This is a genomic window from Paenibacillus donghaensis (assembly GCF_002192415.1).
Classification (GTDB): Bacteria; Bacillota; Bacilli; order Paenibacillales; family Paenibacillaceae; genus Paenibacillus_AQ; species Paenibacillus_AQ donghaensis.
In genome coordinates, this window is the sequence record NZ_CP021780.1 from 2466146 (window position 1) to 2478271 (window position 12126).

Consider the following 12126-nt stretch of genomic DNA (forward strand, 5'->3'; position numbering starts at 1 on the left):
ATTAAAAAATGAGTAATTCAGAAAATCCATTAACCACTTAAGGGAGAGAACAATATGGCTGCTGTCCAGACCTTCAAAGCAACTGCACATTTGCAAAATGGTGTGCAAGTAAAAGCAACTTCCAGACAGTTCGAGTTGATCATCGACGAGCCCAAGAGTCTGGGCGGAACGGATACGGGGATGAATCCTGTTGAAGCGCTCCTTGCTTCGTTAGGGGCCTGCCAATCTATCGTTGCCCGGATCTATGCGCCTAAATTTGGCGTGAAGCTCAATGATTTTCGCGTAGAGGTCGAAGGGGATATTGATCTTGATGGATTTTTTGATAAATCCGATGTTCGTCCGGGCTACTCTGACATCCGGTACACATTTCATATCCAAACCGATTCGCCAAAAGAAAAGGTGGAGGAGTTTGTACAATTTCTAGAAAGCAAATGCCCCGTTGGAGATACAATTGCCAAACCGGTTAATCTAAAACTTGAAAGCATCGTTATTGAGCCAGCGCTGTCTGCGCAATGATTATCGATCGATGGCTTTGAGTCAACAACACGATTGGGGCTCTAATCTGTAAATTAACGTGTCGAACACTCGCAAAATCCGTGGCAGTCACTTGGGCGTATCTTTAGACTGGACCGGAATATGTCGTTTCAGCACTTCACTCTCAAGTTCATCGTAGGAGGAATACTTTGGGGATTGTTAAACACATTTCCAGGGTCATTTTTAGCTTTTACTCTTCGTAATCTAGGAACGGATTCCTTGCGAAACCGCTAGAGTACTGGTTACTGTACTTTTGGGTAAGTATCGGATCTGGTTACTGCTTAGGTCCCCCATTCCCTATGTGTTACTCGCCCGCCACTGATCCAACACCCCGCACCAAGGAGGCTAAAGAATAATCTAGGAAGGGCGTCGCCCGTAACCCTCGCTTCGATTTCAGACGGTTGCGGACTCAGGAGCCCCTATTTGCTGTAAATAGGCAGGTTTGCAGGATGAACGGACCCAGGAGCCTCTATATCACAGAAAACCCTCGGTTTAGAGCCTGTTTTGACGACTTAGGGGCTATACGGTCCGTAAGACTTCAAAAGATCGCAAAAATGAGGAAATAGGAGCTATACGGTCCGCTAGAAAATGGGTTGCCTATAGTTCAAGTGTATGGAGTGTCGCAGGGTCCTAAGTAGTAACCGGATCTGCAGCTAATAAAAATCCCAACTCCTTTTGAGCAAATCATTTCACTATAATCCAACAATCAGGACCCCATATCGTATGAAGGGCATTAGTCTAAGAAGTGCGCAACTTATTCACCCCTCCGGAATATGGCCCGTCTTGGCATCAATCGGCTCTGAAGCGATTATGGAACGGAAAGCTATTCAGTGGTAAAAATTAAATAAAATATTAGATTAATTTTATGTAAGTGAATAATGAGGAGATATAATTGCGGCAAAGATAGGGAAATGAAAGTATTTTGTGACTTTTTTTATGGGTATTTAGACTCAGGTTTATTTTACTTTTTTGAAAGATATAGGTCTAAAGGTCATTTTATTAAGAATACGATTTCAAGAAACTTTCTTGCTGAACGATTCCTTGTCGCAGACTGGACTAAGGCATAGATAGGTAATTTTTCCCTATCCATTAACAGAGGGGCAAAAATAGAATATTATGTTAAATAATTAAATGAAGCCAACTTCACTCCTTTTTTTAGCCATCATAAAGAGGAATATTAGTCTATATCAATCGTTTGACATAAGTTTTAGAATAGCCATACCAACGAATATTATTGTTGGTATTTATCACTGTTAAACAGACAAAGCCTAGAAAGAAGTTTGGGGGTCAGCGGTGAGCTATCATGTATATTTGCTTTAGAATTTTTAGATCTTTGTCTGTTTAAGAGGGAACAAAATAAAAAGAGATTTAGAAATGGAGATGGAGTATGATTATCAAAAAGTTTGTCAAACAAGTAACAGCAGCAACCTTTACAATGGCTTTACTGGCAGGCGGTGGAGCTCAAGCTTTTGCGCAAGGAAAAGACAAGGTGGATTACAAAGAAAGCTACGACTTTTCCCACATTACTCGCTCTGACATGATGAAATTACCTGAACAACAGAAGAGTGAACAATTCAAAGTGCCTTCATTCGATGCATCGACGATAAAGAATATTCCTTCCGCAATAAAGGTTGATGAATCGGGCAACCCAATTGAAATGGATGTATGGGATACCTGGCCGCTGCAAAATGCGGATGGAACCGTTGCGAATTATAATGGCTACCATATCGTTTTTGGTTTAGCAGGAGACCCTGATAGAGGATCGGACACGTTTATCTACTTGTTCTATCAAAAAATAGGAGACACATCTATTGACAGCTGGAAAAATGCCGGCAGAGTATTTAAGGATAGTGATAAAAATGTTCCGGAAGATTCAATTCTTAACAATCAATCAGAGGAATGGTCAGGTTCCGCAACCATGACATCTGATGGAGAAGTTCGCTTATTTTATACAAATCGCCACAGCTGGTCTCCAGATGCCGGGTTTTATGGTAAACAAACCTTAACAACGGCTCAAATCAATGTATCTCAACCAGGGTCTGATACGCTTAAAGTGGATGGCGTAGAAGATTTCAAATCGATCTATGATGGCAACGACGGCAAGATTTATCAAAGCGTTGATACCACCGGTTTCAGTAAGGGAGACTATAACGATAATCATACCTTAAGAGATCCTCATTATGTGGAGGAGAATGGCCGTAAATACCTTGTTTTCGAAGCAAATACGGGGACGGAAACGGGTTACCAAGGTGAGGAATCGTTCTTTAATAAAGCTTACTATGGCGGAAGCAATGTCTTCTTCCAAGCTGAGAAAAATAAGCTATTGCAAAGCCCTAAAAAAAGTGATGCGGAAAAAGCAAATGGTGCGCTGGGTATCATTGAATTAAACGACGATTATACTTTCAAAAGAGAAATGAAACCGCTACTTGCATCCAATACCGTAACGGATGAAATTGAACGGGCTAACGTATTTGAATTGAATGGCAAATGGTATTTGTTCACAAGCTCAAGAGGATCTAAGATGTACATTGATGGAATTGATAAAGAAGATATCTACATGCTTGGTTATGTATCGAATTCATTGAATGGACCGTACAAACCATTAAACGGTACAGGACTTGTCCTGCATCAAGATCTTGATCCTTATGATATTACCTGGAATTACGCTCACTTTGCGATCCCACAAGTTAAAGGAAATAACGTGGTCATCACAAGTTACATGACAAATAGAGGTTACTTGGCAGATCATCAATCTACTTTTGCACCGAGTTTCTTACTGAACATCAAAGGATCTAAAACTTCTGTTGTAAAAGACAGTATCCTTGAACAAGGGCAAGTAACGATTGAGACTCAAGAGAAGAAGAATAACAAAAAATAATAAAAACGTCCGATATAAAAAAGGGAATGTCGATGCAAATCGGCATTTTTTTTATGGAGTAAGCAGCGAGGTGTCAACTTGAACAAAACTGTTAAATATAAAAAGAAGTATATGCAATTAGGAGGAATTACCCTTTTTTTGATTATTGTGATGTCGTTAGGATTAAAGGTTCAACATTCTGAAATAAAGAAGCCAACCTATCGAGCTATCTATCATTTCACTACTCCCGACAAATGGAAAAACGACCCTCAGAGGCCAATTTATTTGGATGGGGAGTATCATTATTACTATCTATATAATCGCGATTATCCCAATGGAAATGGTACAGAATGGCGACACGCTACATCAACGGATTTGGTTCATTGGAAAGATGATGGGGTGGCTATTCCTAAATATACAAACAAAAACGGTGATCCTTGGACAGGATCAGTCGTTGTGGACGATAACAATACGGCAGGTTTTGGAAACGGGGCGCTTGTGGCGATTATGACACAGCCCTCTGCAGAGGGTGGGAAGCAGGAACAATATTTATGGTACAGCACGGATAAAGGAAACACGTTTACCTCTTATAGTGATGATCCTATTATGCCGAATCCAGGCATAGCAGATTTTAGAGACCCGAAAATTATTTGGGATGACCAAGCTCATAAATGGGTGATGACCATGGCGGAAGGAACGAAAATAGGTTTTTATGAGTCCGATAATTTAAAAGATTGGCATTATACAAGTGGTTTCTTTACGGAAAATATCGGAATTGTGGAGTGTCCTGATCTTTATTTGATGCAGGCGAATGGCGGGACCTATAAATGGGTTCTTGGCGCCAGCGCAAATGGTAAAGCGATAGGTAAACCAAACACCTACGCCTACTGGACCGGGAACTTTAATGGAAAGGAATTTATCCCGGATCATAATGAACCTCAGTGGTTAGATTACGGATTTGATTGGTATGGTGCTGTAACGTTTGAAGAGGGGAAAGACAGCGATAAATACAGTCATCGTTATGCTTTGGCTTGGATGAATAATTGGGATTATCCTGATAATACGCCAACACTGGACGAAGGGTTTAACGGAATGGATTCGATTGTTCGTCAAATTGAACTAAAACAAGAAAGCGATCATACGTATCGTTTGATTTCACAACCTATGGAAGCGTTGAATCAATTGACAAGCTCAATGGATCACTTTGAACAAATAGAAGTTAATGGCTCTGAAACGCTTAATGTAACAGGTGATGCGTATCAACTGGACACAGACATATCTTGGTCAGAGATCAAGAATGTAGGATTAAGGCTTCGGGAGTCAACAGACAAAAACCGTCATGTAGATATCGGAATTCTTATAGAAGGTCAATATTCTTATGTCAATAGAGCTTTTACAGGGCAGCCCGATAAGGATGGGGAATACCTTGAAAGCAGGGCGCCATTTGATGTCAGTAAGAAGAACGTTCACTTAAAGATCCTCGTCGATAAAACAAGCATAGAAGTCTTTTTGGATGATGGGGAAATTGCTTATTCCAGTTTAATTTTCCCGGAGTTAAACGATAAAGGCATTTCGCTTTTTACTGAAGGCGGCACTGCAATCTTTAAAAATGTTGTGATCAAGCACTTCAATAAAAGTTGAAGTTTATGTACTTGATGAGTAATCGCAAAAGGGTTGGAGGAGAAGGAAGGTTTTTTAATCAGGAGCGATCCCCGGCTTCTTCACCTCCAGTTTAGGGTTGCTGCGTTGATAGGCAATATTCACAAGTGAAACAAACGGGTGTATACTGATCATAAAAAAATGAATTTACTTTTAAATAACTCGAAAGCTGGTGACTCTTATGTCTGAAATGTTTTTTATACTTCCGAAGATTATTTTTATACTTGGAGTGTGTTTCACTTTGGCTTTGTCTACGCGTCTGACGAATGTCAAAGGGCTGGGGATTGGCATCGGACACCTCCAAAAAGAAGACATAGATATTCTCGACCCTGCAGTAAAATCAAAGCTGCGCAAAGCCGTTATTTGGACGACAATAGTCTGTGTATTCACAACAGTAATTATTGGTGTGATTTGGGAATGGGTGTTGCCGTCGGCTGCAAGATGGATGTCGCAATTTCTGCTTCCGGCGCTGCAGGTAACTCTGGTTATTATTTTGAGTAGACCTTTGTTCCTAGTGGCTAGACGTTTAAAAGATAGCATTGAACATTAGCAGAGCCGAATAATTTAGGTTATAGAACTTATATAGCTGCATTGTATGTTGCTCCGCAGGTTATGTTATAATAAATTTCTTATTGTAAATTCAGAAGAATAGAGGTCGCAGAAGGATGAAATGTAAAATTAATCGAAATGCAGCTAAAGTTTTAAAAGATATGTTGAGCAGCCAAGAAGCGGAAGGGAAGATGATCCGTGTAATCATTACTCTGAATCATGGGAATCACGGCCATTATGATGTGGCTCTTGATGCACCTACCGAGCATGATGAAATTGTGACAACAGATAAGGGTATTGAAGTATTGCTAGATACACGTGAACCTCTTTTGGATGGTGTATGGATTCAATATTTTTATGTGCCTGAGGAAGGCTTCTTTATCACAAATCCTTCTACTGGTTTTCTTGAAAAATAAGTAGTGGCTACTTATTATAAGTAATGTTCGTGATACGAACTCCACATCGGAAGATAACCGTTATAAACGGCGCTGTCCCAAAAGCCATAAAGGGCTCCTTGGGACAGCGCCGTTTCTTTGTAGATAGCGGCACCAACGCCGAGGGATGGTGTAATGAATGGCGTTCATTGAGCTTCAGCCAAAATTGAAAAGACAACTGTACAGTCTGCGTCCTCGCAGGCTTTTTTTACCTATGCCTATTCGAAGACTTAAGGAATATAAGTAATTATTTATGAAAATTAAATGAATTGTCGAAATAATATATAGAATCCAAGATATAGGAGGATTAGATTGTGGAGAAGGATTATCAAATGTTAATGAACCAGTTGGTTGTTCTGCATGATAGCGGAAAATATACAGCCGCTGAACAGCTTGCCTATCAAATTCTGGAGACACACCCAACAGATTCAGAAGGGTTATTCTACCTCTCACGGATATTGTATATGCTGGATCGGAACGAGGAGGCTCTTGACATTGGCTTGCAAGCACTGTCACAAGAACCGGAGAATGAATGGATAGTATTCCTGATTAGTAAGATTCATAAGGAATTATTTCAATGGGATGAGCAGGCCGCATATCTGGAGCAATGCCTTCGCCTGGATCCGGAAATAGCCGATTTCCATTTCGCCAAGGCCGAGAATATCATCAATAAATTCTCCCTCCAGTTCACTGTTCAATTTAAGATGAGCCAATTTATCCGTCCCAACTTTTTCAGCAGGCCTGTCATTAATCCCCATTTGGTCAAATTAGCTGAAGCAGCGGTGCTGGAAATTCAGCAAGCCATCCAGCTTGATCCGGATGCTGCCGAGTATCATATGAAGCTCGGAGCTCTATATTTTATGTTTTTCAGAACTGGGGATGCGGAACAGCAGTTTCAGCATGCACTTCAACTGGAGCCGCAAAATGCCGAAACGAATGGGATATATGCCGTATTTCTGCTCCAGGAATGTCGGATCAAGCAAGCTAGAGAACATTGCGAATTAGCTCTGATGTTTGACCCTAATCAAGAGATTGCCCTGATGGCAAAAGAACAACTCCACATCTATGAGGCGCAAAAGGATCACTTTTATAAAAGTCTCAGGCGAGGCTATCATCTCAAAACAAAAGTGGTTCCTAATGCGGAACACCAACTGCAATACTCTAAAATATTGTTGGAGGAGGGGAAAGTGCAGCCGCTTAGACAGCTCAAGGCGTATTTGCGACTGATGCCTGAAGATATGGAGGTTCATTTAATGTACGGCAAAGCTCAATATGACGCAAAACATTACACTACTGCCTACTATTACTTCAAGCGTCTGAACCGCAAATGGCCCGGAAATCCATACATCGAAGGCTGGCTTAACGAGCTCTCGCAAATGAGTGTGGTAGAGAGAAATATGGTTCCAATTCTTAAGCGATGTATCATACTACCTGTGAAGCTTGTCCTTGTTGCGCTGTTAAAAACTATTTTGTTCGCTTTCAGCATCTACTCTGTCCCTAAAATAAGGCGGCAGCAAGACGCTCAGCTGAACAGACTGGTGTAAGGATATGAAAATACATAATTTTGAAGAGAAATTGGTTGAGCTGCTTGTTCCTTTTACCGGACGCAAAATATACAAAGGAACCTTACTTCAGGACCTGTCAAGCCAACTGATAGAAGTGTTCAACATTCAAGATAATGAGCGATTGCTAATCTATATGGATGGTGGAGTATTCTCGAACAAGAACGGAATTTTGTTGACACCGGAAGCTCTATATTATAAGTATGGACGAAGTGAAAAACGTATTTCCTGGAGAAGAATGATCAATATAGGGTGTGTGAAGCGGCGTAATAATCACAGCATTACCTTAGGAAGTTTAATTCTATATTTCTCGCACTCAGATATAACCAACGACCAGGTAGCACAGTTATTGGATTCCATTCGTTCTATGGTTAGTAGTATAGAGGTGCAAGAGGATCTTTCGACTCAGTCTATTGTGGATCAGATGAGAGCCGTATGCTCAGAATATGTTGGGAATAGGAGCTATCTGGCACCGCTTGATGCGAATCGCTTAAGTGAAAGTGATCTTGTGGACAGATTCCCCGGTTACGAACATCATACAGCGGTAATCTTCCTCAGCTTCTCCAAACCGGGTAAAGTGAAAGACGGAATTCTGATTACTGAAGCATGCATATACTGGAAACCATGCTGGTGTCCAGTCGAAAGTATTCCGTGGGAGTTGGTAGCGGAAAGCCACATGTACAGAGTAACTGACAAAATTGCGATGATCATCGGTAGAACATCTTATGATTTATTCGATTGTGAGCTCTCTGGAGAAGAACTTGTAATAGTATTGAAAAGCTTGTCCCGTATAGCTGCACGGAAAGTAGAAGAACAGGGAGCATCTAGCGTCCCCCAGAAATGGGTTATGGATTTAGTAGACCGGGCAGAGCTTCCAGAGAATGACGTGCTCATAGCAGATGCCTTTTTTCTCGAATATATCTGTAAAAAACATAAGTTTTTCATTTCTGACTACTATCCGAAACACCCTCTGGATGCGGACTTTCTGAATCGTGAGGCCTTCTGCCTGAGCACGAATGAAAGAGTAGTCGCACATTATAGAACTGCATTGGGCAAAAAAGCAGAGTATGGTGTGGTTATAACGGATGTAGGCATCTATATTCGTGAGCCTTTCGAGCATTCTTTTCCGGACGCCTTCATCAGTTATGATAATTTAGTACAGGCTCCGGTGGACAACACCCACTCACGGTTTCTGCTGATAGGCGAATACAAATACTCTTTCGTCCATCCGCAGAAATTCGCCAGGCTGCTCGAGGATATCCGCCTGTATATTACTTGTCTGTGTACAGTTCCAGAAGGTGTAGAGTACCCCTATGATCCATCCTATACGGAGACATGGAGTTTGCCGGTTAGAGGTGCACATGCCGATTCCAAGCGATGGATTGTTGTGGAGGATGGGATGCTGAAGGGCTTGCACACTACTGAAGAGCTTCAATGGGCGATAGACAGCAGACAGATGGATCGGGACTTAATCAAATTATGGAGCTACGGGGCTTCTTCATGGCAGACTGCGGAAGCAGCATTATTATAAATCACTCAGAAGAAGAGGTCGAATATGGATAAATTAAAATGGTTGCAAGCTATAGTGCTTCTCCATCCTGAAGATGCAGAAGCCCATTATTGGTTGGGTCAGGAATTGGAGCAGCGTGGGCAAGCACTGGAGGCGTTGCAAATATATAGTTCTGCATTGACGGTCAGTCAGCAGGAACTCCAGCGGCTTGCATTGATTCAAGCGATATCTTTAGTCACCTCAAGTCTTCAGTCAGGCTCTTTCGGCGCTAAGCAACCTGTTGTGCTCTCTGAAGGGGTGGAATATGCCCCTCAAGTGGAAGTTCCCTATCAGGAGAAGTCAAGTATAGAGGATACAATCGCAGCTTCCGGGTTTCCTGCCGAGTCGGAAATTAATGCGTTCGGGAATGAATACCCGACCCCTGAGAGTAAGGAGCAGAAGCAACCTGCCGGACGCGCCGGGCTGACGGTATTCTCAGGCGGGAAGGACAACCCGGTAGTAGCACAGAGGGGACCTGTTCCGATTAAATTTAGTGATGTTGCCGGACTTCACAAGCTTAAGAAAACCATTCAACTTCGAATTATCAGTCCCTTTCAAAATCAAAGTCTTTTCTCCAAGTTCCGCAAAAAAGCAGGTGGAGGCGTTTTGTTGTATGGCCCCCTGGTTGTGGCAAAACCTTTATTACAAGAGCTACAGCCGGTGAGTGTCAGGCTAACTTTATTCCGGTCAGCATTACGGATATTCTCGACCCCTATATTGGTGTCAGTGAGCAGAACCTGAAGAATCTCTTTGATAAAGCACGTTCCCGGAAGCCCAGTATTATGTTCTTCGATGAGATTGATACTCTGGGATATAACCGATCTAAATCTTCCTCGAATATGCGGGGAGTGATTGATACTTTTCTGACCGAAATGGAAGGAATCGATACCGATACAGATCAGATTCTGGTAATTGGTGCAACCAATATGCCATGGGATGTGGACAGCGCACTGAAACGGCCCGGACGGTTCGATCGTTTGGTGTTCGTTGCCCCGCCGGACGAAGAAGCCCGTGAGCAAATGTTCCGACTTAAACTCGCTGACCGTTATGTGCAGGATATGGATATTCCTTCATTGGCCGCAAGAACCGAATTTTTCTCCGGAGCCGATATTGAGAACCTGTGCGAGAGAGCTGCGGAACGTGTTCTTGAAGAGATACTGGAGACTCAAGTCGAGCGTCCTATCAGGATGTCAGATGTGGAGGCTGTGCTGCAAGAAGTCCGTCCTTCAACTCTGGAATGGCTGCGGACAGCTAAGAATTATGTGAAATACTCCAATCAATCCGGTATTTATAATGACGTGGAAGAATACTTGAAAAAATTTGGACGGCGTATATAATCTGGATTGTCCTGAGACAAATAGATGGTCGAATTGAATCGTACGGTGTGGAGTCGGTTAACCGGGCCTGAGAAACAAAACGTGCTGGAGGGGCGGCTGCCAGGGGCTGCTCGTTCTGCCGGCTGGAGCGCTTTGAATGCTATGGGAGGTATGAAGAACTCTCCGTGAATACCCTTTATGGAAAAACACATTTGCTTATTGTCGGTGACAAGACTAAGGAGCCCATATTTACGCTACATGGTGGAAACGGCATAAATCCGTTAAACATCAAACTTTGGCTTGGCGTGTATACTCGCCATTTAGTATGTCTGCTTAACGGTTGGTCGGCAAGTGCCCAAAATTCGGGGACCCGGCCGTCTATTGATGAAATGGAAAGAGTTTGAACTGAATTTTACTCATTCCTAGTCTTATTTTATTTGTCCTTACATATAATGATTTCAGATTGAATGAAAAGGAGTGATATTCTTATGAATTATGAACCTAACAACGACGAGACTTTGGATGAGAAGCAAAAACGTGACGAAGAGGCTTTGGCTGAGAAACAAAAACGTGACGAAGAGGCTTTAGCTAAGAAGCAAAATCGTGACGAAGAGGCTTTGGCTAAGAAGCAAAATCGCGATGCTGCTGCTGAGGATGAAGATGCTGCTGAGGATGCTGAGGATACTGCTGAGGATGAAGATGCTGCTGAGGATGCTGAGGATACTGCCGAGGATGAAGATGCTGCTGAGGAAACTGAGGATAAATAACAGTATTTTTGTTAAATAAAAAGTGACTTGCTCCTGCCCACTTCGACCCTAAACGTGGACGACCGAATTAAATACCCTACGCAGTGAAGAGATGGCTCCTGAATTCATCAGGAGCCATCTTATTTAATGTCCATAGGTATCTTACTGAGAAACGATTCCATTGCGGCAATATTGTAACAGCTGCCTCTTCGGACTTTGATTGACAGAACCCTACTTTTGCGACCCGATAATAAAATATTGAATCTGTATAGTGCATTCCTTGATCAGAGTGGAGAATAGCTTTCGGATATATAGTGCTATTTAGTCGCTTTAGCAGAACGTCTACTCGCAATCACTCCAGCAAGTTTGCAGAGATATCTTGTGAGGCCTTTCAGGTCATGTGTTCGGATCGTTCGGTTGATTAGCTTGAAACGCTCTGATGCTGTCAATGGTTGTCCGAGCTTCGCCTGCCTTTCTGGTGCGTCGAGCTTTTTTAGGAAATCGAAGCCCATGGCAAAGTGAATCACCTCGCCGCTTACCGTACTGCGTTAGAGCTTCACATACAGACTGTCTCCAGATTAATGACGGAATACCGTTTCTGCAGGGGATGTGTCTGCCAGTACTTGATATCTTCATACTTGCGTTTGTATTATCCGTTGCGACTGTTACGCTGTCCTTCTTGTTTGTCCATCATGAAATGCTTGATTTCAGCTTTATGATGGATTGCAGGTTATCTTTTACAAACTGATTTACAACAGTTTCAAATAGATTGGATAGCATGTCTTCGGGTAAAGTAGTCATTGAGGTAGGCTCCTCTCTTGGTGATTTCGCAATCCCGAGGAGACCTGCTTTTTTTGTGCTTGACCAGGCTCCATTTCTCGGTGAATAAATTATTGTACGTTATCAACAACAGATGAAGC

At 42.3% G+C, this 12126-nt stretch carries 10 protein-coding genes and 2 pseudogenes; 10 read left to right on the forward strand and 2 right to left on the reverse strand.

Annotated elements, in window-relative coordinates:
* Nucleotides 1-54 precede the first annotated feature (54 nt).
* Nucleotides 55-516 carry an OsmC family protein gene (locus B9T62_RS10705; RefSeq protein WP_087915249.1) on the forward strand — a complete coding sequence of 154 codons (462 nt, stop codon included), beginning with the start codon at nt 55-57 and terminating at the stop codon, nt 514-516.
* 128 nt (nt 517-644) lie between these two features.
* Here the strand turns inward: B9T62_RS10705 and B9T62_RS10710 are convergent.
* Nucleotides 645-740: pseudogene (locus B9T62_RS10710) on the reverse strand (BBE domain-containing protein); the annotation flags it as partial.
* Nucleotides 741-1921: 1181 nt separating this feature from the next.
* On the opposite strand from B9T62_RS10710, the gene B9T62_RS10715 reads away from it, so the two are divergent.
* From B9T62_RS10715 to B9T62_RS10750, 9 genes are all read left to right on the forward strand, one after another.
* Nucleotides 1922-3412 (forward strand): glycoside hydrolase family 68 protein, encoded by a 1491-nt coding sequence (locus tag B9T62_RS10715; RefSeq protein WP_087915250.1) that lies wholly within the window; start codon nt 1922-1924, stop codon nt 3410-3412.
* 150 nt (nt 3413-3562) lie between these two features.
* On the forward strand, nt 3563-5032 hold the full coding sequence (locus B9T62_RS10720) for a glycoside hydrolase family 32 protein (protein WP_281257766.1): 1470 nt from the start codon (nt 3563-3565) through the stop codon (nt 5030-5032).
* Between the two features lie 199 nt (nt 5033-5231).
* Nucleotides 5232-5600 (forward strand): hypothetical protein, encoded by a 369-nt coding sequence (locus B9T62_RS10725; protein ID WP_087915251.1) that lies wholly within the window; start codon nt 5232-5234, stop codon nt 5598-5600.
* 115 nt (nt 5601-5715) lie between these two features.
* Nucleotides 5716-6015 (forward strand): iron-sulfur cluster assembly accessory protein, encoded by a 300-nt coding sequence (locus tag B9T62_RS10730; RefSeq protein WP_087915252.1) that lies wholly within the window; start codon nt 5716-5718, stop codon nt 6013-6015.
* A gap of 332 nt (nt 6016-6347) precedes the next feature.
* A complete protein-coding gene (locus B9T62_RS10735) occupies nt 6348-7577 on the forward strand; it encodes a tetratricopeptide repeat protein (protein WP_087915253.1) in 1230 nt (409 codons plus the stop codon).
* Between the two features lie 4 nt (nt 7578-7581).
* The gene (locus tag B9T62_RS10740; protein ID WP_087915254.1) at nt 7582-9126 is read left to right on the forward strand and encodes a hypothetical protein; all 1545 of its coding nucleotides are present in this window, start codon (nt 7582-7584) and stop codon (nt 9124-9126) included.
* A 24-nt stretch (nt 9127-9150) separates the two neighbouring features.
* Nucleotides 9151-9885 carry a hypothetical protein gene (locus B9T62_RS41460; RefSeq protein ID WP_342746163.1) on the forward strand — a complete coding sequence of 245 codons (735 nt, stop codon included), beginning with the start codon at nt 9151-9153 and terminating at the stop codon, nt 9883-9885.
* A complete protein-coding gene (locus B9T62_RS41465; protein WP_342746190.1) occupies nt 9786-10481 on the forward strand; it encodes an ATP-binding protein in 696 nt (231 codons plus the stop codon). The genes B9T62_RS41460 and B9T62_RS41465 overlap by 100 nt, the downstream gene beginning before the upstream one ends.
* 467 nt (nt 10482-10948) lie before the next feature.
* Nucleotides 10949-11227, forward strand: a complete 279-nt coding sequence (locus tag B9T62_RS10750; protein ID WP_087915255.1) for a hypothetical protein — start codon at nt 10949-10951, stop codon at nt 11225-11227.
* Nucleotides 11228-11757: 530 nt separating this feature from the next.
* Here B9T62_RS10750 and B9T62_RS41745 read toward each other — a convergent pair.
* Nucleotides 11758-12007: pseudogene (locus B9T62_RS41745) on the reverse strand (hypothetical protein); the annotation flags it as partial.
* Nucleotides 12008-12126 lie beyond the last annotated feature (119 nt).